General features: G+C 71.2%; 18 protein-coding genes. 5 read left to right on the forward strand and 13 right to left on the reverse strand.

Translation table 11 applies throughout. From position 1 onward, the window contains the following. Positions 1 to 299: 299 nt before the first annotated feature. The 10 genes from GVV76_RS07015 to GVV76_RS07060 all read right to left on the reverse strand — a co-directional run bounded on the left by GVV76_RS07015 (position 300) and on the right by GVV76_RS07060 (position 13,893). On the reverse strand, positions 300 to 1,490 hold the full coding sequence (locus GVV76_RS07015) for an acetate/propionate family kinase (RefSeq protein WP_159626011.1): 1,191 nt from the start codon (positions 1,488 to 1,490) through the stop codon (positions 300 to 302). A gap of 49 nt (positions 1,491 to 1,539) precedes the next feature. After that, a complete protein-coding gene (gene pta / locus GVV76_RS07020; RefSeq protein WP_159626013.1) occupies positions 1,540 to 3,594 on the reverse strand; it encodes a phosphate acetyltransferase in 2,055 nt (684 codons plus the stop codon). A 167-nt stretch (positions 3,595 to 3,761) separates the two neighbouring features. Further along, a complete protein-coding gene (locus GVV76_RS07025; protein ID WP_159626120.1) occupies positions 3,762 to 4,598 on the reverse strand; it encodes a sulfite exporter TauE/SafE family protein in 837 nt (278 codons plus the stop codon). A gap of 106 nt (positions 4,599 to 4,704) precedes the next feature. Continuing rightward, positions 4,705 to 5,703: a sugar phosphate isomerase/epimerase family protein gene (locus GVV76_RS07030; protein ID WP_159626015.1), complete on the reverse strand. Its 999-nt coding sequence runs from the start codon at positions 5,701 to 5,703 to the stop codon at positions 4,705 to 4,707. Positions 5,704 to 5,751: 48 nt separating this feature from the next. Then, positions 5,752 to 6,957, reverse strand: coding sequence for a Gfo/Idh/MocA family protein (locus GVV76_RS07035; protein ID WP_159626017.1), 1,206 nt, complete (start codon positions 6,955 to 6,957; stop codon positions 5,752 to 5,754). 194 nt (positions 6,958 to 7,151) lie between these two features. Then, positions 7,152 to 8,162, reverse strand: a complete 1,011-nt coding sequence (locus GVV76_RS07040) for a LacI family DNA-binding transcriptional regulator (protein WP_159523956.1) — start codon at positions 8,160 to 8,162, stop codon at positions 7,152 to 7,154. Between the two features lie 181 nt (positions 8,163 to 8,343). Then, positions 8,344 to 9,270, reverse strand: coding sequence for a myo-inosose-2 dehydratase (gene iolE, locus GVV76_RS07045; protein ID WP_159626122.1), 927 nt, complete (start codon positions 9,268 to 9,270; stop codon positions 8,344 to 8,346). Positions 9,271 to 9,414: 144 nt separating this feature from the next. Next, a complete protein-coding gene (locus GVV76_RS07050; RefSeq protein ID WP_159523957.1) occupies positions 9,415 to 11,079 on the reverse strand; it encodes an MFS transporter in 1,665 nt (554 codons plus the stop codon). Between the two features lie 141 nt (positions 11,080 to 11,220). After that, a complete protein-coding gene (locus GVV76_RS07055; protein WP_159626019.1) occupies positions 11,221 to 12,417 on the reverse strand; it encodes a Gfo/Idh/MocA family protein in 1,197 nt (398 codons plus the stop codon). Positions 12,418 to 12,792: 375 nt separating this feature from the next. After that, positions 12,793 to 13,893 carry a LacI family DNA-binding transcriptional regulator gene (locus GVV76_RS07060; protein ID WP_236263289.1) on the reverse strand — a complete coding sequence of 367 codons (1,101 nt, stop codon included), beginning with the start codon at positions 13,891 to 13,893 and terminating at the stop codon, positions 12,793 to 12,795. A 75-nt stretch (positions 13,894 to 13,968) separates the two neighbouring features. Here GVV76_RS07060 and GVV76_RS07065 point away from each other — a divergent pair, with 75 nt between their 5' ends. Further along, a complete protein-coding gene (locus GVV76_RS07065) occupies positions 13,969 to 15,093 on the forward strand; it encodes a LacI family DNA-binding transcriptional regulator (RefSeq protein ID WP_159626021.1) in 1,125 nt (374 codons plus the stop codon). Positions 15,094 to 15,209: 116 nt separating this feature from the next. Here the strand turns inward: GVV76_RS07065 and iolG are convergent, their stop codons facing one another. The 3 genes from iolG to GVV76_RS07080 form a co-directional block, all read right to left on the reverse strand. Continuing rightward, entirely contained in the window at positions 15,210 to 16,199 is a 990-nt protein-coding gene (iolG, locus tag GVV76_RS07070) for an inositol 2-dehydrogenase (RefSeq protein WP_159523960.1), read from the reverse strand. 86 nt (positions 16,200 to 16,285) lie between these two features. Continuing rightward, positions 16,286 to 17,362, reverse strand: coding sequence for a transaldolase family protein (locus GVV76_RS07075; RefSeq protein ID WP_159626023.1), 1,077 nt, complete (start codon positions 17,360 to 17,362; stop codon positions 16,286 to 16,288). A 226-nt stretch (positions 17,363 to 17,588) separates the two neighbouring features. Next, positions 17,589 to 18,377, reverse strand: coding sequence for a GntR family transcriptional regulator (locus GVV76_RS07080; RefSeq protein ID WP_159626126.1), 789 nt, complete (start codon positions 18,375 to 18,377; stop codon positions 17,589 to 17,591). A 242-nt stretch (positions 18,378 to 18,619) separates the two neighbouring features. On the opposite strand from GVV76_RS07080, the gene iolC reads away from it, so the two are divergent. The 4 genes from iolC (at position 18,620) to iolD (ending at position 23,397) form a co-directional block, all read left to right on the forward strand. Further along, a complete protein-coding gene (gene iolC / locus GVV76_RS07085; RefSeq protein WP_159523962.1) occupies positions 18,620 to 19,609 on the forward strand; it encodes a 5-dehydro-2-deoxygluconokinase in 990 nt (329 codons plus the stop codon). Between the two features lies 1 nt (position 19,610). After that, a complete protein-coding gene (locus GVV76_RS07090; RefSeq protein ID WP_159523963.1) occupies positions 19,611 to 20,483 on the forward strand; it encodes a Cgl0159 family (beta/alpha)8-fold protein in 873 nt (290 codons plus the stop codon). Next, positions 20,480 to 21,382 carry a 5-deoxy-glucuronate isomerase gene (gene iolB, locus GVV76_RS07095; RefSeq protein WP_159626025.1) on the forward strand — a complete coding sequence of 301 codons (903 nt, stop codon included), beginning with the start codon at positions 20,480 to 20,482 and terminating at the stop codon, positions 21,380 to 21,382. The genes GVV76_RS07090 and iolB overlap by 4 nt, the downstream gene beginning before the upstream one ends. Before the next feature lie 107 nt (positions 21,383 to 21,489). Further along, on the forward strand, positions 21,490 to 23,397 hold the full coding sequence (iolD, locus tag GVV76_RS07100) for a 3D-(3,5/4)-trihydroxycyclohexane-1,2-dione acylhydrolase (decyclizing) (protein WP_159524004.1): 1,908 nt from the start codon (positions 21,490 to 21,492) through the stop codon (positions 23,395 to 23,397). The last annotated feature ends 74 nt before the right edge of the window (positions 23,398 to 23,471 follow it).

Here is a 23,471-nt window from a genome sequence, read left to right on the forward strand (position 1 = left end):
GGCCTACTGGCGCGCCCGGCGCCGATGGCGCCCCCCGGGCGGCCGCCGGCGCCTCTGCGGCACCCACCGAGGCGCCCACCGCGGTGCCCGGTGCCACGGCCGCCCGACGCGCCCGCTTGCGCGCCGAGCGCGGCACGCTCTTCTGAGGGCCCCGGCGCCCGACGGCGCTCGCGTGAGGGATCCCGCGCGGTCGCATGCGGGCCGGGCACCCGGTGGGAAGCAGGAGGCCCGGCCGCAGCGGGGAGCTGCGACCGGGCCCATTCGAGGAGCGCTACTGGCGGCGCCAGGGAGGCCTCAGATCAGCCTTGAACCAGGGTCATCGCTTGGCGCGCGATCGCGAGCTCCTCGTTGGTGGGAACCACGAGTACGGTGACAGTGGATTCCGGAGTTGAGATGATACGCGCCTCATCCGAGCGGAGGGCGTTCGCCTCGCCGTCGATCTTGATTCCCATGTGGGCCAGGCGCTCACAGAGCTCGGCGCGGAGGTTGGCGTCGTTCTCGCCGATGCCCGCGGTGAAGGTGAGGGCCTCAAGGCCGCCCATGACGGCGGTGTAGGCGCCGACGTACTTGACCAGGCGGTGCAGGTAGATGTCCATGGCCTCGCGGGCCTGGGGCTCCCCGGCGTTGATGCGGGCCCGGACCGCGCGCATGTCGTTGTCCCCGACCAGGCCCTTCATGCCGGACTCGCGGTTGAAGAGGTGGTCGATCTCGTCCACGCTCTTGCCGGCCACGCGGGCCAGGTGGAAGACGGCGGCGGGGTCGATGTCCCCGGTGCGCCCGCCCATGACGAGGCCCTCCAGCGGGGTCAGGCCCATGGAGGTGTCCTTGGCGTGCCCGGCCACGACGGCGGAGGCGGAGGCCCCGTTGCCCAGGTGGAGGACCACCTGCTTGAGGTCGTCGCGGCCCAGCATGTCGGCGACGACGCCGGAGACGTACTGGTGGGAGGTGCCGTGGGCGCCGTAGCGGCGGATCTCGTAGGCGTCGGCGACCTCCCGGTTGAGGGCGTAGCGGGCGGCCTCCTCGGGCAGGTCCTGGAAGAACGCGGTGTCGAAGACGGCGACGTGCGGAACCTCGGAGAGGAGCTCGCGGCCCACCTCGATGCCCTTGAGGTGGGCGGGGTTGTGCAGGGGGCCGAGCGGCACGAGCCTCTCGATGGTGGCCACGACCTCGTCGTCGATGAGCGCCGGGCCGGAGAAGTGCTTGCCGCCCTGGACGACACGGTGGCCCACGGCCACGATGTTCGCCTCGGCGAGCGTGGGGCCCTTCTCATCGAAGAGGCGCAGCACCTCGGTCAGGCCGGCGCCGTGATCGGCCACGGGCCCGATCAGCTCGGTGACGTCCTCGCCGTGCTTGTGCTTGATGGCGCCCTCGGGCTCGCCGATGCGCTCGACGAGGCCGGAGGCCAGGGAGACCCCGGAGTCCGGATCGACGAGCTGGTACTTGATGGAGGAGGAGCCGGAGTTGATGACGAGGACGGTTCGGGTGGTCATGTCTACCTTTCGTAGGGGGGAGAGGGGAGGGGAGGCCGCGACGGGCCGGTCAGCCCTGGGCCTGGACCGCGGTGATAGCCACGGTGTTGATGATGTCCTCGACCAGCGCCCCGCGGGACAGGTCGTTGACGGGCTTGTTGAGGCCCTGGAGGACCGGGCCAACGGCGACGGCGCCCGATGAGCGCTGCACGGCCTTGTAGCCGATATTGCCGCTGGACAGGTCCGGGAAGATGAAGACCGTGGCCTTGCCGGCCACCGCCGAGCCAGGGGCCTTCTTCGCCGCGACCGTCGGGTCGATGGCGGCGTCGTACTGGATGGGGCCCTCGACGGCGAGTTCGGGCGCCTTGGCACGCACCAGTTCGGTGGCCTCGCGGACCTTGTCCACGTCCGCGCCCTGGCCGGAGGTCCCGGTGGAGAAGGACAGCATCGCCACGCGCGGCTCAACGCCGAACTGGCGGGCCGTCTGCGCGCTGGAGATGGCGATGTCGGCGAGCTGCTCGGCGGTGGGCTCGGGGTTGACGGCGCAGTCGCCGTAGACAAGCACGCGGTCCTCCAGCAGCATGAGGAAGACCGAGGAGACGATGGAGGTCCCCGGCTTGGTCTTGATGATCTGGAAGGAGGGGACGATCGTGTGGGCGGTGGTGTGGGCGGCGCCGGAGACCATGCCGTCGGCGTCCCCCATGTGGACCATCATGGTGCCGAAGTAGGAGACGTCCTGCACCTTCTCCCGGGCCTGCTCCAGGGTGACGCCCTTCTTGGCGCGCAGGCGGGCGAACTCGGCGGCGTACTTCTCCAGCAGCTCGGGGTCCGAGGGCGAGATGACGCGCGCCCCGGAGATGTCCAGGCCGAGCTCGGCGGCGCGCGAGCGGACCATGGTCTCATCGCCGAGCAGGACGATGGCGGCGATGCCCCGGCGCAGGATGGCGTCGGCGGCCTCCAGGACGCGGTCGTCGTCGGGCTCGGGCAGGACGATCGTCGTGGTGCGGGCCTTGGCGTGCTCCACCAGTTCGGCCTGGAACATGATGGGGGTGACGACGTCGGAGGGCTCGACCTCGAGGGCCGCCATGAGGGAGGCGATGTCGGCCTCCTGTTCGAAGGCGGTGATGGCCACGTCCAACTTGTGCTTCGAGGCGGTGGCCAGGTAGCCCTTGACCGAGCCGGCCGCTGAGGCGGCGGCGTAGGTGTCCAAGGGCGAGGTGATGATCGGCAGGGTCAGCCCGAGGCCCTTGACGATGCTCAGGGCGTGCGGGGCGACGTCGAAGCCGCCGTTGAGCACGAGGCCCGACAGCGTGGGGAAGGTGGAGGAGGCCTGGGCGGCCGCCAGGGAGATGAGCACGGCCGAGCGGTCGGCCGGCACGATGACGAGCTGGCCCTCCTTGAGGTGGTCCAGGAGGTGGGAGACGTCCATGGCCCCGATGAGGACGGACTCCGCCTCGCGCCCCAGCAGGGCGGGATCCCCGGAGATGAGGGTGCCGTCCACCGCGCCCAGGATCTCCCCGACCGAGGGGGCGGACAGGAGGGGCACCTCGGGGAGGGTGGAGGCGGTGACGCCCTCGATGCCGCCCAGGGCCTCGGCGATCGCCTGGCGGGAGGCCTCGGGGCAGCGGTTGGCCAGGACGGCGGCGGTGCGCGCGAGGTTGTCGGAGATCTCCGCCATGGAGACCTCGACGCTGGCCCGAACATCCTCGGGGGCCCCGGCGCCGGAGACGACCAGGAGCATGGGGGCGCCGATGTTGGCGGCGACGCGCGCGTTGAAGGACAGCTCCGGGTTGCCCGCGACGTCGGTGAAGTCGGAGCCGTCGATGATGACGACGTCGTGCTCGCGGGCGACGGCGCGGTAGGCGTCGACGATCCGGGGCAGCGCCCCCTCGGGGTCGGCGTGGAACTCGTCCCAGGTGGCGCCGATGCACTGCTCGGCGGGCATCGAGGAGCCGGAGTGGGTCAGGAGGAGGTCGAGGAAGGGGTGCTCGGCGCGCGAGTCCACGAAGGGGCGGAAGACGCCGACTTTGGCGACGACCTTGGCAAGCACGTTGACCAGGCCGAGGGCCACGGTCGACTTGCCGGTTCCTGCGTTGGGGGATGCGATGTAGATGCTGCGCGCCACGGTGCTGGTCCTTCTCTCATCTCGACGTCGAGCGGCGCCGGGCGGCGGCCGGCGCTCATGACCGATTGTGCCCCTCTCCGTGCCCGAGGGCGACCAAAGACCCTTGAGCGCGCGCCCCTGCGGCTGTGGGAACACCCACAGGCCGCTCATGCGGCCGGGACGGGGGATCAGACGACGAGGGGGAGGGCCGCGACGACGGTGAGGGCCATGACGATGGGGTCGAAAACGCGCTGCGGCATGCGGTCGGCCAGGGGCCTGCCGGCCAGGGCTCCCACCAGCACCGCCGGGATGAGGACCGCCACGAGCGCCAGGGCGTCCGCATGGATGATCCCCAGGGCGATGCTGAAGGGGAGCTTGGTGAGGTTGACCAGGAAGAAGAACCAGGCGGTCGTGCCCAGGAAGGCCTTGACCGGGTAGCGGCAGGCCAGGAAGTACAGGCTCGTGACGGGCCCGCCCGCGTTGGCCACCATCGTGGAGAAGCCCGCGAGCGCCCCGTGAACCATGCGGGCAATGGGCGAGGAGCCGGCCCGGGAGGCCGAGCCCGTGCCGTCCCCCGGTGATACTCCCGCGCTCGTGGCCCGAGGCGTGGGGTCGCCTTGGCGCCGACCGCGCCCGCGCTGGGCGAGGGTGATGACGATGAGGATGATGAGCGCCCAGCCGATGACGCGGCGCATGAGGGCGTCGGAGGCCACGCGCAGGAACAGGGCGCCGATCAGCACGCCGAAGGCGACGGCCGGCACGAGCCGCTTGAGCATGGTGGCGTCGGCGTCGCGGCGATAGGCCCAGATGGCGGGAAGGTCCCCGGCCAGGAGCAGCAGGAGCATGACGCCCGTGGACTCCTTGGCGGGGAGCACCTGGGCGAGCATGGCCACGGCGATCGTGGTGACGCCGGGCAGGGCGGTCTTGGACAGGCCCACGAGCAGGGCGCTGACGATGAGCAGGGCCCAGGCCGGCGCCGGCCCCAGGGTGACGGCGTCGGGGAGGGCCGCGGCGGGCGCGGCCATGAGCGCCTGGGGGAGGAGGAGTGCGTCGCGCATGGCCGGCCCGCCGTCGGGTGAGAAAGGGTTGATAGGGGATCGAGCAGGACACTACGCCCTGGTCATGGCGCCGTCAGAGCTTGGCAGCGGCCGCCAGGAGGTTCGTGGCGGAGAGCCTGAGGCCCTCCACGTTGCCGTACTCGGCGTCCTCGTGCTCGATGTTGACGTTCATCTCCGGGTCGACCTGCTCGATGGCGCGCAGGAACTCGGCCCAGTAGTCGGTGTCGTGGCCCAGGCCGAGGGCGACGAAGCGCCAGGCCGGGTCCTGGGGCCAGGCGTTGCACCAGTAGCCGTAGGCGACCGGGACCCTGCCCTCGGCATCGGCGGCGACGTGGCCGAAGTCGGTGTCGAGCACGCCGCGGTAGGCGGCGCCGGGGAAGATCTTGGTGTCCTTGGCGTGGACGTGCCCGACGAGTTCGCCCAGGCGCTTGGTGGCCGCGATGGGGTCCATCTGCTGCCAGAAGAGGTGCGAGGGGTCCATGTTCACCTTGATGTTGGTGGCCCCGGTCTCCTCGATGAGCCTCTCGAAGGAGGGCACGTTGAACACGAGGTTGCGCGGGTGGAGTTCCAGGCAGACCTGCACGTCGTTGTCCCGGGCCAGGGCGTCGATCTCCTTGAAGAAGGGCACGACGACGCCCCACTGGTAGTCCAGGATCTCCATGTCGATGCCGTTCCAGGGGTTGACCACCCAGGTGGGGTACCTGGCGGTGGCGTCGGTGCCCGGCGTGCCGGACATCGTGACGATCTCCCTCACGCCCAGCGCCCCGGCCAGGCGGATGGCGTTGCGGATGTCCTCGGCGTGCTTGAGGCCCTCGTTGGGCAGCGGTGAGGTGGGGTTGCCGGAGGTGTTGAGGCCCGAGAGCCTCATGCCGCGCTCGGCGAAGATCCCGAGGTAGTCCTCCCGGGCGGCCTTCGAGGCGAGAAGGGCGTCCACGGGGCAGTGGGGCGAGGGGATGAAGCCCCCGACGTTGACCTCCGCGCCGGTGAGCCCCGCCTCCTTGAGGACATCGAGGGCGGCGGTCAGGGGGCGGTCGGACAGGCAGGCGGTGTAGGCGCCGTAGTTGAGTGCCATGGCGGGTGATCTCCTTCGATCAAGGGGTGGGTGGGGGCCGGGCGGGGCTCAGAAGGCTGAGACGTCCACCGCGGCGCCGCCGTTGGCGGCGGAGCGGGCGACGGCGTCGGCGATGAGCATCTCGCGGTAGCCGTCGGCGAAGGTCGCGCAGGGCGGCAGGGCGCCCTCGCCGGTGACGCCGGCGACCTGCTGGAGGAAGGCGTGGGCCTGGTAGGTGAACTGCTCGATCTGGGTCAGACCCACTCCGCCGAAGGCCATGGAGGAGCCGCGCTCGAAGTAGGGGAAGGTGGGGTTGACCAGCACCTGGCGCGGGCCGGAGAGCCCAGCGGGGGCCGAGGCGTCATCGACCATGATCTCGCCGGTGCGGGCCAGGTCCCAGGAGGCGCGGCCGCGTGAGCCGTGGACGTCGATCATCATGGCGTTGGGCATGCCCCAGGCGATGCGCGAGGCCGAGAAGGTCCCCACGGCGCCGTTCTCGAAGACGCCGGTGAAGGAGGCCACGTCATCATTGGTCACGGGGGCCATCTCAGCGTCGGAGTCGTCCAGGGCGGTGCCGCGGGTGACGTGGCCCTTGGCCACCGGGCGCTCCTTGATGGCGGTGAGCAGGGCCCCGCCGGAGACGGATACGAGGCGGCCGCAGATGGTCTCCGCGGTGTCGATGAGGTGGGAGCCGACGTCGCCCAGGGCGCCCGAGCCCATGGGGCCGGAGTAGCGCCAGGCCATGGGGGTGGAGGGGTCGCATCCGTAGTCGCACCAGTAGCGGGCGTTGATGTGGTTGATCTCGCCCAGGTGCCCGGTGGCGACCAGCTTCTTGATCTCGGCCACGGCGGCGTTGCGGCGGTAGGTGAACCCGGTGGAGGTGACGACCTCGGGATGGGCGGCCTCGGCCTGGGCCATCGCCTTGGCGGCGTCGAGGGTGTCGGCGAGGGGCTTCTCGCACAGGACGTGCTTGCCGGCCTTGATGAGGGCCTCGGCGATCTTGCGGTGCAGGGCGTTGCCCACCACGATGGACACGATGTCGATGCTGGGGTCGTCGACGATGTCGCGCCAGTCGGTGACGGCCTTCTCGTAGCCGTAGCGCTCGGCGGCGTCGACGGCGAAGGGCTCGTAGGCGTCGGCGATGGCGGCCAGGCGGACCTTGGGCAGGCCGAGGTCGTAGACGGTGCCGACCTGGCGCCACGCGTTGGCGTGGGTGGTGCCGGCCATGCCCGCGCCGATGACGGCGACGGACAGCGAGGCGGGTGAAGCGCTCATGGGGCTGCCTTCCTGTCTTCATTGACGGATGCGGATGGAGATCTCGCCGGTGCGGGGATCCCCATGGTTCACGCGCGTGAATCGGTAGGGGTAATGCTTTCACCGGCGTCATTGGGTGTCAAGGGCGCGGCCGGAGGTCTGATCTTTTGTCCGGACATGGGTGAGGCTCCGCCGGGCGGCGTGCCCGCCACGCGCTAGCGCGCCGAGGAGGAGCGGATGGCGAGGGTGGGGGTCAGGACGACGCTGCGCGCCGGCTCGTCGTCGGCCAGGGGGGCCTGGGCCCCCAGTCCCGCCCGCTGGCAGATGAGTTCAATGGCCCGAGCCGCCATGACGGCCTCGGGCTGGTTGACGCTCGTCAGTGAGAACTCCTCACGCTGGGCCAGGTAGGTGTTGTCGTAGGAGGCGATGAGCACGGGGGCGTCCTGGCCGCGCCGCGCGGTGCGCAGGGCGGCGACGGCGTCGATCGCCAGGACGTCGTTGTGCATGACCAGGCCCAGTGGCTCGGGATGCGTGCTCTCGGCGGCCCGCACGGCGGGCCCCGCCTCGTCGGCGCAGCCGTAGACGGCCAGTGGCAGGCCCGCCTCCCGCGCGGCGTCGGCCAGGGCGGCCTCCCTCTCAAGGCGGGAGGTCGCCTCGCCCGTCCGGGGGCGCACGTAGGCGAGGGACGACGCCCCCCGCTCGCGCAGGTGGGCCACGACGAGCCCGGCCGCCGCCCGCTCATCGATGTGCACGGCGTCGATCCTGCCGCCGGGGCTCCTTCGCCCGATGACGCAGGTGGCGACCTCCTCGCCCACGGCCACCACGTCCTGGCCGGGCAGCCACGGCGAGACCATCGCGATCCCCGCCACCCGCACGCCCAGGAGGGAGTCGATCGCCCGGTGGAGCGCCACGGGGTCCTCCGAGCCCACGGTGACGAACAGCGTCATGCCCCGCTGGGAGGCCGCCTCGTTGAGGCATCTGGCCATGCGCTCGAAGAAGGCGTTGCGCAGGTTGGGCAGCACCAGCCCGATGATCGACGAACTCTGCCGCGCCAGCGAGGAGGCCGCCACGTTGACGCGGTAGCCCATGTCCCGGGCCACCTCCTCGATGCGCTCGCGCGTGTGGCGGGCCACCTTCGGCGATCCGGCGAGGGCCAGGGAGACCAGCGAGCGGGAGACACCCGCGGCCAGCGCGATATCGCTCTGCGTGGCGGCGTGCGGGCTCATAGGGCTCCTGACTGGCGGCTGCGTGCCACAGCAGTCTAGCTGGGGCCGTGGGCGCCACGGCGACGACGGCGCCCCCATCCACTGTCCGGATGGGGGCGCCGTCAGGGGGCGCGGCCGGCGCGATCAGCGCGGCCGGCGCGGAGGCGGGACCCGGGGCCTTTGGCGCGGCCTCGGGGCGGGATCACGCCTTCAGCAGCGTGCTCTCGATATAGGCGCGCGCCTTGCGGGCGTACTCCAGCGGGTTGGCGATGGCCGGGTCCTGCTCGGCCTCGACGAGGATCCAGCCGTCGTAGCCGTGGTCCACGAGGAAGCGGTAGGGCTCAGTGAAGTCGATCGTGCCATCCCCGGGCACGGTGAACATCCCGGCCAGGAAGGAGTCGAGGAAGGAGCGGTCGGCGGCCTTGGACTCGGCCATCTTCTCGGGGCGCACGTCCTTGAAGTGGACGTGCTTGATGCGGTCGATGCAGGCCTCGAGCAGGCCCATGACATCGCCGTCGCCCACGTAGGCGTGCCCGGTGTCGAACAGGAGGGAGACCTTGGCCGGGTCGGTGGCCTCCATGAGGCGGATCGTCTCAGCCTTGGTCTGGACGACGGTGCCAAGGTGGTGGTGGTAGACGAGCTCCAGGCCGTGGGCGTGCGCGATGTCGCCCAGGCGGTTGAGGCCGTCGGCCAGGACGTCCCATTCCTCGTCGGTCAAGGTGGGCTTGTTGGTGAAGATGCAGACGTCGCGCTTGCCCTGCACCGAGCCGGTCTGCTCGGAGACCACCACGCGGGTGGCGCCCAGGTACTCCAGGTAGGAGCAGGTGGCCTCGAAATCCGGGATGACGGCCTCGACGCCGTCGCGAACGATGAAGGAGGAGAACCACTGGGCGACGATCTTGATCCCCCGGGCCTCGGCCGCGGCCTTGACCACCTCCTTGGGCGGGAAGAAGCCGGCGCACTCGGTGCCCCGGTAGCCGGTGTCGGCCAGGTCGAGGAGCATGTCCTCCAGGGTGTTGAAGGCGCCGACCTCGGGGATGTCGTCATTGCGCCAGGTGATGGGGTGCATGCCCCAGGTGATGCCATGGGGGTCGGTGATGGCGGTGGCGGGGTCGAGGGTGAAGGACATCATTGCTCCTTTTCGCATGGTGATGCTCCCGGGCGCCGTCGGTGGTGCCCGGGCGGGCTCGCGAGGAGGGCCTCGCGAGCCCGCCGCGGCGGGCGTGCCGCATTGTCAGGACAATTGTAGGGGCTTCTGGCGGCCGTGGGGCCGTCAGGAGTAGCGCTCCTCCATCTCGTGCTCGATCTGCTCCAGGGACTTGCCGGAGGTCTCCGGCATCATCTTGAGCAGGATGAGCGCGATGACGAGGTTGAGCACGCCGTAGATCGTGTAGGTGATCCCGCCGCCGAGGGTCTCCATCATGTGCGGGAAGGTCCAGGTGATGATCGCGTTGGCGATCCACATGCAGAACACGGCGGTGCCGTTCATGATGCCGCGGACGTTGGCGGGGAAGATCTCGCCGAGCATCGTCCACACGACGGTCCCGTTGGAGGACTGGACGATGAGCATGAACACCGACATCAGGCCCAGGATGAGGAAGGCCGCCCAGGACGGCGGGCGCGTGCCGTTGTCCATGTGGGGGGCGATGAACAGGGTGAAGGTGGCGGCGATGCCCAGCAGGCAGATGCCGACGCCGGTGACATCGGCGATGAGGATCTGGCGGCGGCGGAAGCGCATGATGAGCCAGATACCGATCGCCGAGCCGATGACGCTCATGACGCCGTTGGCCACCTGGGCGATGATCGCCGAGGAGGAGGACATGCCGGCGTACTCCAGGACCTTGGGCGCGTAGTACATGACCGTGTTGACGCCCGTGGTCTGGTTGACGATCGCCAGGAAGATGCCGACGAACATGAGCTTGCGCAGCCAGGGGGTGCTCCACACGTAGCCCAGACCCAGGCGCTTGGACTGGATCTCCAACTCGTGCTGGCGGGCCTCGGCGATCTCCATGAGCTCGTCCTCGAGCGGGCCGTCCTTGGACTCGTCGCGCACCCGCTTGAGGGAGCCGATGGCGTCGTACAGGCGCTCCTTGGCCACGTACCAGCGGGAGGACTCGGGCATGAGGCGGATGCCGATCCACAGCGCGACGGCCGGGATGGAGCACAGGACGAGCATGTAGCGCCAGGTCTCGCCGTTGCCGTGGGAGATGACGAGCTGGTTGAGGAACTCGTGGTACTCGGCCGATGACAGCGGCCCGCCCTGGGAGGCCTGGAGGTGGGCGAGGTTGTCGAAGGACTGCTCGCCGAGGCTGACCAGACCAGAGCCCGAGGGGTCGGCCTCGACGGTGATCCTCGGGCCGCCGCGGGCCGCGCTGATGGCGGCGTTCATGGCGAAGGCGAGGAGCTGGCCAGTGACGATCATGAGTTGGTCGATGGCGACGATGGAGCCGCGGATGCGCTTGGGCGCGGTCTCGGCCAGGTAGACCGGCACGGTGGCGGAGGCGCCGCCGACGGCCAAGCCCAGGATGAAGCGGGCGACGTACATCAGCCAGATGCTGGGCGCGGTGGCCGTGCCGAGCGCTCCCAGGAGGAAGACGATGGCCAGGATCGTGATGTTGTGCCGGCGCCCGTAGCGGTCGGACAGGCGCCCGCCGAAGAGCGCGCCGAGAGCCGCGCCGATGAGCAGCGTGCCGCCGATCGCGCCCTCCTGGCCGCTGGTGAGCTGGAGCCCGGCGGCGTCGTGGGGCATGTACATGTAGGGCAGTGCCCCGGAGATGACGCCGGTGTCATAGCCGAAGAGGAGGGAGCCCAGGGTGGCGACGGCCGCTACGGCGCCGATGCCGCGGTGCTTGCCCGATGGCGGGGTTTCGGCCACCGCCTGGCGTATTTGGTCTTTGGTGATGCCCCTGAGGGAGAGGTCGCTACTGGTCTGACTCATGGATGGCTTCCTTGGATGATCGGCGAGTGCGCCGTGGGATCGAGACATGGGCGGGATCGCCCGGGTGGCTCCCGGCCCGGCGACGATGCCGGGGACCGGGGAGCCGCCGGCGGAGGGCCGCCGGGGGTCTGGGGGAGCGGGTCAGCGGTCGAAGGTCGTCGCGCCGTCGACTCGCGCCACCTCGTGCCACTGGCCGTCGGCGGCGGAGGCGACGATGGCCTCATCGACCTCCGCGGCGCACCAGGCGTCTGCCGCCGAGGGGGCGATCTGGGAGCCGGTGGTGATGGACTCGATGAACTGGGCGGCCTCGATCGACTTCATGTCGTCGAAGCCCATGGAGGTGCCGATGGCCGGCTGGTAGCGGTGCCACTGGCCCCACGCGGGGTTCGCCATGGCCCGGGTGTAGCCGTGGGTGGGGCCGCCGTCGATGCCCGCGCAGACCTCGAGCTCGTTGAGGCGCTCGAAGTTCCAGCGGGCCGATCCCCGCGTGCCGTAGACCTCGACGACGTACTCGGCGCGCGGTCCCACCGACACGCGGGAGGACTCCATGGTGCCGATGACGCCGTCGTCGAAGCGCACGAGCATGGCGACGTAGTCCTCGTTCTCCACGGGGCCGACCTCATCGCCGATCTCGAAGCCGGAGTGGCCGATGCCCATCTTCGTGGGGATGGGGCGCTCGGTGATGAAGGTGCCGGTGGCCGCCGAGACCGAGGCGATCCGCCCGACGACGTACTGGGCGAGGTCCGCCCCGTGGCTCATGAGGTCGGGGACGACGCCGGCGCCCGCCTTCTCCCGCGAGGCCCGCCAGGTCAGCGGGCCCATGGGGGAGGCGTTGTAGTCGGCGATGAACCACACGCGCACGTTGGTGATGCGGCCCAGCTCGCCCGAGCGCACCAGGTGGCGCATGTACTCGATGGCCGGGGTGTGGCGGTAGTTGAAGCCGACGGCGCTCACGAGGCCGGCGGCCTGGGCTGCCTGGGCGATCTCCTTGGACTGCTGGGCGCTGACCCCCATGGGCTTCTCGATCCAGAAGGGCTTGCCCGCCTCGATGGCGGCCATGGCGATCTCGTGATGCAGGAAGTTGGGGGAGCAGATGGACACGGCCTCGACATCCGGGTCGGCCAACAGTTCACGGTAGTCGGCGTAGGCGCGCTCGAACCCGAGGTCCTCGACGGCCGCCGCGCGGGCCTCGTCGATGGGGTCCGCCGCCGCGACGAGCCGGGGGGCGATGCCGAGCTCGGGGAAGCGCTCGGGCAGGGATCGGTAGGAGCGCGCGTGGAGCCGCCCCATCCAGCCGAGGGAGATCACGCCAATTCCCATGGGCTTCTTCGTACTCATCCGAATTCCTTCTTCCTTCCGACGTCTCTGTCATAGAAGTGCTGGAGCGATGATGGTAACGCGCGTCATCACAGCGTTGTCATGACAATAGCAGGAGCCTCGGAGGCTCCGCAAGGAATTCCCGCCCCTCCCACCGAGACCGGTCGAAAACGGCAACGAGACCGGTCGAAAACAGCAACGAGACCGGTTCGGGGCCGTTCCCAGCCCCGTCGCGGACCGGTGCACGGGCCCGCGCCAGCAGCGACGAACGCGGCCTTGTCGCGGGCACGCGTGAGAGGAGGGGCGGGGCGCGCGCGAGCGAGAGCGCGCGCGGGACGCCGCTCAGGCCGGCGCCGCCGACGCCGCCATCGGCACTGTCTGCACCGTCGACGCCGCTCAGGCCGGCGCCTCCGTCGGCGCCCCTGGCACCGCCGTCGACGCCCGGATGACGAGACTCGGGGCGATCGTGGCGACGCCGGGGGCCGGCCCCGCGCCGGTGAGCATCCCCACCGCCGCCCTCGCCAGCGCCGCGGGATCCTGATCGACACTGGTCAGGGAGAACTCCGGGCGCGAGGCCAAGCGCGTGTTGTCATAGCTGGCCAGTGGGAGGCGCGCCCCCCGCTGGAATAGGGCCGCGGCGACGTCGATGGCCAGCAGGTCGTTGTAGGCCACGATCGCCGCGGGCCCGGCGGCGCTGGTGAGGGCCGAGTCCAGGGCGGGCGGCGCGCCGTCCGCGCAGGAGGCCGAGGAGAAGGACATCCCGCGGGCCTGGGCGGCCGCGCGGCAGGCGAGACCGCGGGCGTCGACGAGCCGCTCATGCAGGATCCGCGCGGGGGTCAGGTAGGCGATGTGCCGGGTGCCGAGACCCGCGAGGTGCTCCATGACCTGTTCGGCCGCGCTCGTTTCGTCCATATGGGCCGTCGCCACGACGTGCCCGGGCAGGGCGCGGTCCAGCAGGCACACCGGCAGACGGCCCCCCAGCCGCTCCAGGGCCTCGGCCCCCATGCGCGTGCCGGGGAGGATGAGGCCGGCGGGGCGCATCCGCAGGGCGTCGGCGATCGTGCTCTCCTCCAGGCGCGCCTCGAGATCGGACACGAGCACCACCAGGCTGTGGCCCACCCGCGCAGCCTCCCGGCGGATGTGGCGCACCAGGATGTCGAAGAAGGGGTTGTCCAGGTAGGGCAGCACGATGACGAGGCGGCTGGAGCGGCGCGAGGCCAGTTGCGCCGCCGCGCCGTTGGGCTGATAGTCGAGGTCCCGGGCCGCCTGGAGGATCCGCTCACGGGTGCGCTCGGACATCCTCCCGCCGCCCTTGAGGGCCAGCGAGACGAGCCCCCGGGACACGCCGGCCGCCCGCGCCACGTCGGACTGGGTCGCGTGCTCCCGCGGCGCGCCGTCGGCGATCGCCATATCGTCCTCCCAGCGGTTCGCGCCGCCCCGGGGCGGCGCCTCGACGGATGATCGGATCGGCCCGGGAGGGATCCCGGGCGCGCTCACGGGGCCAGGGTACGATCGGGCGGCCCCGCCAGGGGCGAGCGCGACCAGCGATCCTCGAGAGGAGGGCGGAGCCCCATGACCACAGGCCGTGACGGACGCGTCACGATCTCCACGGTGGCGGCGCGCTGCGGGCGCTCGATCTCCACGGTCTCCGCCGCGCTCAATGGCGCGGCCGGCGTCGCCCCCGCGACCCGCGAGGAGATCCTGGCCGTGGCCGCTGAGCTCGGCTACAACGCCGACCCCCGGGCGCGCCTCCTGCGGCAGCGGCGCACCGGTCTCATCGGCGCCAGCTTTGACATCAACCAGGCCTTCCAGGGCGGGATCGTCGACGGCCTCTACCGCAGTTGCTCCCAGCACGGGCGCTCCCTGGTGCTGGCGGCCTCGACCCCGCACCGCGACGAGGCCGAGGGGCTGCGTTCCCTTCTCACCGAGCGCTGCGAGGGGCTCATCCTCGTCGACCCCTGGGTGGGGCACGACATCGTCGCCGACGCCGCCGCGCGCGTCCCGGTGGTCATGGTGTGCCGGGACTCGGGACTGCCGAACGCCGACCTGGTGCGCTCGCGGGACGACGTGGGCATCACCGCGCTCGTCGACCACCTCGTGCTCACCGGGCGCCGTCGGATCACCCATGTCGACGGCGGAGGGGCGAGCTCGGCCCCGATGCGCCGCGCCACGTTCCTCGCGGCCATGGCTGAGCACGGCCTGGGCGACCGGGCGCGCGTGATCGACGGCGGCTCCGACGAGGAGTCCGGCACGCGGGCCGTGCGCGTCATCCTCGACGCCCGCGCCCTGCCCGACGCGATCCTGTGCTTCAACGACCACCAGGCGATCGGCGCCCTCATGGAGCTGCGCCGGTGCGGGGTGCGCGTGCCCGAGGACGTCGCGGTCACCGGCTACGACGGCATTCCCGCCACCGGCCTGACCGCGTTCTCCGTGACCACCATCGAGCAGGACGCGCTGCTCCTGGCCGAGGTCGCCGTGCGGGCCCTGGCCGCCCGCATGGAGTCCCGCGAGGAGGGCGGGGGAGCGGGGGGCCGCGGCGCGGGGGCCCCCGCGGTGGCGCCCCCGATGATGCCCGACGGCGTCGTCGTCCAGGAGCGTCCCGAGGGAGGGCTGCTGTACTCGGTGATGCCTCGGCTCGTCCTGCGGGGGACCAGTCAGGCGGCCCCGGCCGCTTATGCCGCCCGGGCCCCGCGCTGAGCCCGGCCCCGGCGGGCGCCTCCTGGTGACGACGAGCAGCGGGCGCCGTCGCCCGCGAGGACGCGGGAGGCGACGGCGCCCGCCGGGATGCCCCGCCTGAGCGGGACCGTGGCGGCTCAGTCCAGGAGCACGGGCTGGCCGCTCTTGGCGGAGGCCGTGGCGGCCTCGGCCAGTCGCAGGGCCTTGATCGCGTCGTCGATGCTCGTGGGCGGCGTCGTGCCGGCCTCGACGGCCTCGATGAAGGCGGAGAGCTCCAGGCGGTAGGCGTCCGCGTAGCGCTCCAGGAAGAAGTCCAGGTACGGCTCCTGGGCGTCGGTCACCTCCGCGTTGGACAGGCGCACGGTGGTGGCGCGGATGTTCTCGGCGAACAGGGCGCCGTCGCGGCCCGAGGCCTCCAGGCGCTGGTCGTAGCCGGAGGCGCAGTGGCGGTTGTTGATGATCGTGGCCACCGCCCCGGAGGCGGCCTTGAGGGTGACGACGGCGGCGTCGAAGTCACCGGCGGCCTTGATGCCCTCGTCGAGGTTCTGGCCCACGGCGTGGACCTCGACGATGTCGCCCAGGAAGAAGCGGGCCATGTCGAAGTCGTGGATCGTCATGTCGCGGAAGATGCCGCCGGAGACCTTGATGTACTCCACCGGCGGGGCGGCGGGGTCGCGGCTGATGATGGTCAGCTGCTCCAGCTCGCCGATGCGGCCGTCGGCCACGGCGGCGCGCACCGCCGCGAAGGAGGGGTCGAAGCGGCGGTTGAAGCCGAACATGACGGGGGTCGTCACGGCGTCGAGCTCGGCGCGGGCGGCCTCGACGTCCTTCATGTCCAGGGCGATCGGCTTTTCGCACAGGACCGCCTTGCCGGCCTTGGCGGCCGCGAGGAGGTGGGGGATGTGCAGGGGGGTGGGCGAGCCGACGACGACGGCGTCGACCTCGGGGTCGGCGAAGACCTCCTCTGCCTCCTTGCACGCGCGGGCGCCGTGGAGGGCCGCGAGATCCTCGGCCGCGGTGCCGATGGGGTCGCACACGAGGGTGAGCTCGGCCTGCGGGTGCGCGGCGATGGTCTTGGCGTGGACGTGGCCGATGCGGCCGGCGCCGATGACGGCGATTCTGAGCATCGTTGATCCTTAGTTGTTCGTGGGGGCGGGGACGGGGCGGGACCGGCCGGGGGTGGGGCTTGCCGCCTCCCCCGGCCGGCTCCGGCTCACGGCTTGGGCATGATGACGTCGCGGACCAGGGCGTCCAGGTCGGCGTCGGCCTGGAGGAAGCCGCGCAGCGTGTTGACCGTGGCGCCGAAGGTGTCGAACTCGGCGGGCGTCATGCCGTCGGGCTCGTAGGCCCGGACGAACTCGGGGATGCCGAGCAGGGTCGTCATGATCGCGTCGTCAACGGGGACGTCCAGGCGGTTGGTGGGCTTGTAGTCCGACTTGTTGATGATCTCCTGCCACTTGAAGGGCGGGGAGATGACGACGTCGCCGCCGACGAGCTCGGACCAGTGCATGACGTTGCGGAATGCCGCGGCGAGCATCCGGGCGCGCAGGCCGCGGGCCTGGAACTCGGCGTGGGCGCGCTTGAAGGCGGCGATGCCGGCCCACTCCAGGTGACCGGGGTCGAGGAAGAGCTCCTCCTTCTTGGCGACCGTCTTGATCCAGTCGTCCAGGCGGCCGACCATGAGGGTGACGACCGGGCCCATGGTGGAGGTGTCCAGGCCCTCGGCCTCTCGCCGCTTGAGGCCGCGCTCGATGGCCTCGCCGGTGGCCACGGCCTGGGGGACTGAGAAGGAGACGGTGACATTGACCGACACGCCGCGGTAGGTGGCGTCCTCGATCGCCTCGACGCCCACCGAGGTGGCGGGGATCTTGACGATGATGTTCTTGGCCAGCTTGGAGAACTCCTCGGCCTGGTCGGCCAGGGCCTTGGCGGAGCGGGCCAGGCGGGGGTCGGTCTGCATGGAGAGGCGGCCGTTGCGGCCCTTGTGCTCCTCGAAGGCGGGCTCGAGGAGCTTGGCGGCCTCGATGCTCAGCTCGCGCACGACCTGCCAGCCGATCTGGGACTCGGAGGCCTCGGGCATCTCCTTGGCGAGCTCGGCGATCCGGGGGAGCCAGACGTCCTTGCGCTGGTTGATGCACGTGAAGGCGATGGTCGGGTTGCAGGTGGCGCCCACGCCTCCGAAGGAGATGGACTGGCGGAGCTCGTCGGGATCCGCTGAGTCATTCCACAGCGCCGTGGGGAAGTTCTGGGCGGCCTCGAGGAGTGGGCCGGGTGTGTGTTCGATGGTCATCTGCTGCTCTCCTGGTCGGGTTCCCGCAGTGTTCAACCGCAGTCGCCTGGCGGCGTTGCCTGGCTGCGGGTCCTATTCAAGCCGACGCCGTCGCCCCTGTCAACCGATTGTCCAGACAAACCCTCCAGCGAGACCGGTCGAAAATAGGAGCGAGACCGGTCCGCGGACCGGTCTCGCTCCTATTTTCGACCGGTCTCGCATGTGTGTGGTGGGGGCGGCGGCGGGGTTAGGTGGAGAAGAGGGTGGTGGTGAAGGAGTAGCGCGAGGCGCGGTAGACGTGGCTGCCGTACTCGATGACCCTGCCCGAGGCGTCGTAGGTGGTGCGCGTGGCGGTGAGCAGGGCGGCGCCGCGCTTCTCGCCGAGCGCCCTCGCCTCGGCCGCCGTGGCGGGGCGGGCGCCGATGGTCTGGCGCGCCGTCGTGGGGATGACCTGCTCGGCGCGCAGGAGGTCGTACAGGCCCCCGGTGGCCAGGGCCTGGCGGGAGGGGCAGATGTCCGCTGGGATGAGATTGGTCAGCACCGCGATCGGCTCGCCGTCGGCCGTGCGCAGCCGGGACAGCCTCACGATCTGCGTCCCCTCGGTCACCTCCAGGCTGGCGGCCTCGGCCGCGTCCGCGGGGTGCTCGTCGTGCTCCAGGACCTCGGTGGACACCTCGTGGCCGGCGGACTCCAGGTCCGAGTGGAGGCTCGTGAGCTCCATGGGGCGGTGGACCCGCGTGGGGGAGACCAGGGTGCCCACGCCCCGCCTGCGGGTGAGCAGCCCGCGGTCCACGAGCCGTTGGAGCGCCTGGCGAGCGGTGGGCCGGGAGACCGCGAGCCTCTTGGCCATGGACAACTCATCCTCCAGCCGCGTGCCCACGGGGAGCTCGCCGCTCAGGATCGCCTCCGCGATCGGCTCGGATATCTGGAAGTAGAGCGGCACCGGGCTCTTGCGGTCCAGTTGGATCTCGACGACGCGCGGCGCCCTGCCCACGGTAGGAGGGGCCTGGCGCGGCGTGGGGCTCGGATCGGGCATGGTCGGCGTTCCCTGGTTCTTCGGCGCGTGGGCCCGGCGGGTCTCGCCCGGGCCGCGATGGGTGGCGATGCGCCCCTGTCCTGATGGTCGGGGCATCCAGCGAGGGTACCTGACTATGTGCGCATTTGTCATGTTCAGCATTTGTTCGGACAAATATTGACAGTGGTGGGAAGCGGGGGCAGGCTTGGGCCCAGGGCGCCGAGCGGGCGCCCGCCCGCCCCCGACGACGCGGAAGGGAAACCATGACCGTTTCGACCACCCCGCCTCTGGATGTCCTGACCATCGGTCGCTGCGGCGTCGACATCTACCCCCTCCAGATCGGCGTCGGCCTGGAGGATGTCGAGTCCTTCGGCAAGTTCCTCGGCGGCAGCCCGACGAACGTCGCCGTCGCCGCCGCCCGCTACCGCCATCGCTCGGCCGTCATCACCGGCGTGGGGGACGACCCCTTCGGGCGCTTCGTCTGCCAGGAGATGCGGGCCCTGGGCGTCTACGACGACTACGTCGTGCCCAAGCCGGGCATGAACACGCCGGTCACCTTCTGCGAGATCTTCCCGCCGGACAGCTTCCCCCTCTACTTCTACCGCGAGCCCTCCGCCCCGGACCTCGAGCTCGACGACGCCGACATCCCCCTGGACGCGGTGCGCGACGCCCGCATCTTCTGGGTCTCGGTCACCGGGCTGAGCAAGTCGCCGTCCCGCGAGGCGCACCACGCCGCGCTTGAGGCCCGGGGCCGCCGGGCGCACACGATCGTCGACCTCGACTTCCGCGAGATGTTCTGGCCCGACCGTGCCACCGCCCACGAGGAGGTCGCCAGGATCCTGCCCGGGGTGACCGTCGCCATCGGCAACCGCGAGGAGTGCGAGGTCGCCGTGGGCGAGACCGAGCCGGACCGCGCCGCCGACGCCCTCCTGGAGGCCGGCGTCGAGCTCGCCATCGTCAAGCAGGGGCCGCTGGGCACCCTGGCCAAGACCCGCGACGAGCGCATCGAGATGCCCGTGACCCCCGTTGAGACCAAGAACGGCCTGGGCGCCGGGGACGCCTTCGGCGGGGCCATCTGCCACGGCCTGCTGTCGGGCTGGTCCCTGGAGAAGACGATCTTCGCCGCCTCCACCGCGGGCGCCATCGTCTGCGAGCGCATCGAGTGCTCGACGGCGATGCCCACTGAGCCCGAGCTCCTCAACGTCATGCGGCGCCACCGCGACCGGTGCGCCCCGAGCCTGAAGGATCTGTGACATGCCAGGACTGACCGAGCGACTCGTCGAGATCCGGGCCAATGACCCCGGGCGCATCGCCCGGACCCTGGCCGATCGCCCCCGCGGCTCCCTGCCCGCCGATGGCGGCAAGCTCATGATCATCGCCTGCGACCACCCCGCCCGAGGGGCGCTGGCCGCCGGCCCCGATCCCATGGCCATGGCCTCCCGTGAGGATGTCCTCGCGCGCTGCGTCGAGGCCCTGGGCCGCCCCGGCGTCAACGGCTTCCTGGGCACCGCCGACCTCATCGAGGACCTCGCCCTGCTGGGCGCCCTGGACGGCAAGCTCGTCTACGGCTCGATGAACCGGGGAGGGTTGGCCGGGGCCTCCTTCGAGATGGACGACCGCTTCACCGGCTACGATGCCGCGGGCGTCGTCGGGGCCGGTCTCGACGGCGGCAAAATGCTCCTCCGCATCAACTACTCCGACCCGGCCACGGCCTCCACGCTGGCGGCCTGCGCGCGCGCCGTCGACGAGCTCGCTGAGAACCGGGTCATGGCGATGGTCGAGCCCTTCATCTCCCGTTGGGAGGAAGGACGTATCATCAACGACCTGAGCCCCGACGCGGTCATCGCATCGATGGCCATCGCCTCCGGGCTGGGGCGTACCTCGGCCCACACCTGGCTCAAGCTCCCCGCCGTGGCGGAGATGGAGCGGGTGATGGAGGCGTCGACGCTGCCGGCCCTCATCCTGGGGGGCGCGGTCAGCGAGCGCGCTGGCGAGGCGCGCGAGGCCTGGGCGCGGGCGCTGGCCCTGCCAACGGTCAAGGGCCTCGTCATCGGCCGCTCACTTCTCTATCCGCCCGACGACGACGTCGCCGCCGCCGTCGACTCCACCGTAGGACTGCTCTCATGACCACTGGACACACCGCGATCCCCGCCCCCGGCGTCACCGACATCCACATCCCCGCCGGCTCCTCCGGCCACGACGGCCTCGCCGTCGACATCACCCCCGAGCGCGCGGGGTGGACCTACTCCGGGCTGCGCGTGGCCGTGCTCGACCCGGGCGCCTCTCAGACCCTGTCCACCGGGGAGTCCGAGTTGCTCGTGCTCCCCCTGGAGGGCGGCTGCGCCGTCGAGGTCGATGGTCAGGGCTACGAGCTCGACGGGCGCGACGGCGTGTTCACCGGCATCACCGACTACCTCTACATCCCGCGCCACAAGGACTTCACCCTCTCCTCGCCCGGAGGCGGGCGCTTCGCCCTCCCCTCGGCGGTCGCCACGCGCGATCTGCCCGTGGCCCGCTACGGGCGCGAGCAGGTGCGGGTGGACCTGCGCGGCGCGGGTGACTGCTCGCGCCAGGTCAACAACTACTGCCTGGCCAACGGGGTTGAGACCAGCCATCTGCTGTGCTGCGAGGTCCTGACCCCCGGGGGCAACTGGTCCTCCTATCCCGCCCACAAGCACGACGAGCGCTCCGAGGCCGAGCGCGAGCTCGAGGAGATCTACTACTTCGAGATCGCCGACAGCCCCGAGGGAGGGCCCGGCTTCGGCCTCCACGCGACCTACGCCGCGCGCGAGGACCGCCCCATCGACCTGTGCGTCCCCGTGCGCAAGGGGGACGTGGCCCTCGTGCCCTACGGCTACCACGGCCCCTGCGTCGCGGCCCCCGGCTACGACATGTACTACCTCAACGTCATGGCCGGACCGGATGAGGACCTCGTCTGGCTCGCCCCCGACGACCCGTCCCACCACTGGATCCGCGCCACCTGGGAGGCCCAGGAGGTCGATCCCAGGCTGCCCATGGCGCGCTGAGGCCCGGGCGGGCCGGCGCCGCCCGCCCGGCCCGCCATTCCAAATGACCGTTTGATATGACATGCTTTGCGCATCGTCCGATGCCGCACGAGAGAGAGACCACGAACGTGAGCAATGAGGCCTACTCGGGAACGATCCGCCTGACCGTGGCGCAGGCGACCATCCGCTTCCTGTCCAACCAGTACTCCGAGCGCGACGGCGTCGAGCAGCGCCTCATCGCCGGCGCCTTCGGCATCTTCGGCCACGGCAATGTCGCCGGCATCGGCCAGGCGCTCCTCCAGAACGAGATCGCGCCCGTCGAGGGCGAGGAGCCGATGCCCTACATCATGCCCCGCAACGAGCAGGGCCAGGTCCATGCGGCCGCCGCCTTCGCCAAGGTGAAGAACCGGTTGCAGACCTACATGTGCACCGCCTCCATCGGCCCGGGCAGCCTCAACATGGTCACCGGCGCCGCCCTGGCCACCACCAACCGCCTGCCCGTCCTGCTCTTCCCCTCCGACCAGTTCGCGACCCGCGTGCCGGACCCGGTGCTCCAGCAGCTCGAGGACCCGACGACGCTCGATGTCACCGTGAACGACGCCTTCCGCCCCGTCTCGCGCTTCTTCGACCGCATCAACCGGCCCGAGCAGCTCATTCCCTCGCTCCTGAACGCCATGCGCGTGCTCACCGACCCCGCCGAGACCGGCGCCGTCGTCATCGCCATGCCCCAGGACGTCCAGGCCGAGGCCCATGACTGGCCGGTGGAGTTCTTCCGCAAGAGGGTATGGCACGTGCGCCGCCCCGTGCCCGAGCCGGCCGCCCTGGAGCGCGCCGTGGCCATGATCAAGGCCGCCAAGAGGCCGATGATCATCTCCGGCGGTGGCACGATCTACTCCGAGGCCAGCGAGGAGCTCCGCGCCCTGGCCACCGCCACGGGCATTCCCGTGGCCGACACCCAGGCGGGCAAGGGGGCCATCAACTTCGACCACCCCTGCGCCATCGGGGGAGTGGGATCCACCGGCGGGGACTCCGGCAACCACATCGCCGATAAGGCTGATCTCGTCATCGGCGTGGGCACCCGCTACTCCGACTTCACCACCGCCTCCAAGACGCAGTTCAAGAACCCTGACGTCCGCTTCGTCAACATCAACGTCTGCGCCTTCGACGCCGCCAAGGAGAGCGCCGAGATGGTCGTGGCCGACGCCCGCGAGGCCCTGGCCGCCCTAACGACGGCGCTGGATGGCTACCACGTGGACGAGGCCTACTCGGCCGAGATCACCGCCGAGCGCGAGGGGTGGCTGGCCCGCACCGCAGAGTGCTACCACCTGGGCCACGGCCCGCTGCCCGCCCAGACGGAGGTCTTCGGCGCCCTCAACGAGCTCATGGGTGACGAGGACATCCTGATCAACGCCGCCGGCTCCATGCCCGGTGACCTCCAGGCCCTCTGGCAGGCCCGCACCCCCGTCCAGTACCACGTGGAGTACGCCTTCAGTTGCATGGGCTACGAGGTCCCGGCAGCTCTGGGCTGCAAGCTCGCCCGCCCCGAGTCCGAGGTCGTCTCGATCGTCGGCGACGGCACCTACCAGATGCTCCCCATGGAGCTGGCCACGGTGGTTCAGGAGGGCGTCAAGGTCATCTACGTCCTGCTGCAGAACTACGGCTTCGCCTCCATCGGGGCGCTGTCTCAGTCGCGCGGCTCCCAGCGCTTCGGCACCAAGTACCGCCTGCGCGGGGCGGGCAGCCACCTGGCCGATGAGGAGAAGGTCCCCGGCGTCGACATTGCCGCCAACGCCCGCTCCTGGGGCCTGGAGGTCCACGAGGTCCACTCCATCGCCGAGTTCCGCGAGGCCTACGCCAAGGCCGCCGCCAGTGACAAGCCCTCGATGATCCACATCGAGACCGACCTCTACGGGCCCAACCCGCCCGGGTCGAGCTGGTGGGACGTGCCCGTTTCGGGCGTCTCGCGCCTGGAGTCCACGCAGAGGGCGTACGAGGACTACGACCGCGACCGCGCGCCGCAGCGCCACTACCTGTGACGGCGGCGCCGCCGGCGCCGACCCACCTCGCCAGCCGGGGGAGGGGCGGTGCCGACGGCTCGGGGCGGGGCCGC

Source organism: Actinomyces sp. zg296 (assembly GCF_009829695.1).
Taxonomy (GTDB): Bacteria; Actinomycetota; Actinomycetes; order Actinomycetales; family Actinomycetaceae; genus Actinomyces; species Actinomyces marmotae.

Excerpts from the sequence above, each read along its gene's own strand:
- GVV76_RS07015 (WP_159626011.1), bottom strand. The coding sequence starts at position 1,490 with ATGACCACCCGAACCGTCCTCGTCATCAACTCCGGCTCCTCCTCCATC.
- GVV76_RS07025 (WP_159626120.1), bottom strand. The coding sequence starts at position 4,598 with ATGGCCGCGCCCGCCGCGGCCCTCCCCGACGCCGTCACCCTGGGGCCG.
- GVV76_RS07030 (WP_159626015.1), bottom strand. The coding sequence starts at position 5,703 with ATGGCACTCAACTACGGCGCCTACACCGCCTGCCTGTCCGACCGCCCC.
- GVV76_RS07035 (WP_159626017.1), bottom strand. The coding sequence starts at position 6,957 with ATGAGCGCTTCACCCGCCTCGCTGTCCGTCGCCGTCATCGGCGCGGGC.
- GVV76_RS07040 (WP_159523956.1), bottom strand. The coding sequence starts at position 8,162 with ATGAGCCCGCACGCCGCCACGCAGAGCGATATCGCGCTGGCCGCGGGT.
- iolE (WP_159626122.1), bottom strand. The coding sequence starts at position 9,270 with ATGTCCTTCACCCTCGACCCCGCCACCGCCATCACCGACCCCCATGGC.
- GVV76_RS07050 (WP_159523957.1), bottom strand. The coding sequence starts at position 11,079 with ATGAGTCAGACCAGTAGCGACCTCTCCCTCAGGGGCATCACCAAAGAC.
- GVV76_RS07055 (WP_159626019.1), bottom strand. The coding sequence starts at position 12,417 with ATGAGTACGAAGAAGCCCATGGGAATTGGCGTGATCTCCCTCGGCTGG.
- GVV76_RS07065 (WP_159626021.1), top strand. The coding sequence starts at position 13,969 with ATGACCACAGGCCGTGACGGACGCGTCACGATCTCCACGGTGGCGGCG.
- iolG (WP_159523960.1), bottom strand. The coding sequence starts at position 16,199 with ATGCTCAGAATCGCCGTCATCGGCGCCGGCCGCATCGGCCACGTCCAC.
- GVV76_RS07075 (WP_159626023.1), bottom strand. The coding sequence starts at position 17,362 with ATGACCATCGAACACACACCCGGCCCACTCCTCGAGGCCGCCCAGAAC.
- GVV76_RS07080 (WP_159626126.1), bottom strand. The coding sequence starts at position 18,377 with ATGCCCGATCCGAGCCCCACGCCGCGCCAGGCCCCTCCTACCGTGGGC.
- iolC (WP_159523962.1), top strand. The coding sequence starts at position 18,620 with ATGACCGTTTCGACCACCCCGCCTCTGGATGTCCTGACCATCGGTCGC.
- GVV76_RS07090 (WP_159523963.1), top strand. The coding sequence starts at position 19,611 with ATGCCAGGACTGACCGAGCGACTCGTCGAGATCCGGGCCAATGACCCC.
- iolB (WP_159626025.1), top strand. The coding sequence starts at position 20,480 with ATGACCACTGGACACACCGCGATCCCCGCCCCCGGCGTCACCGACATC.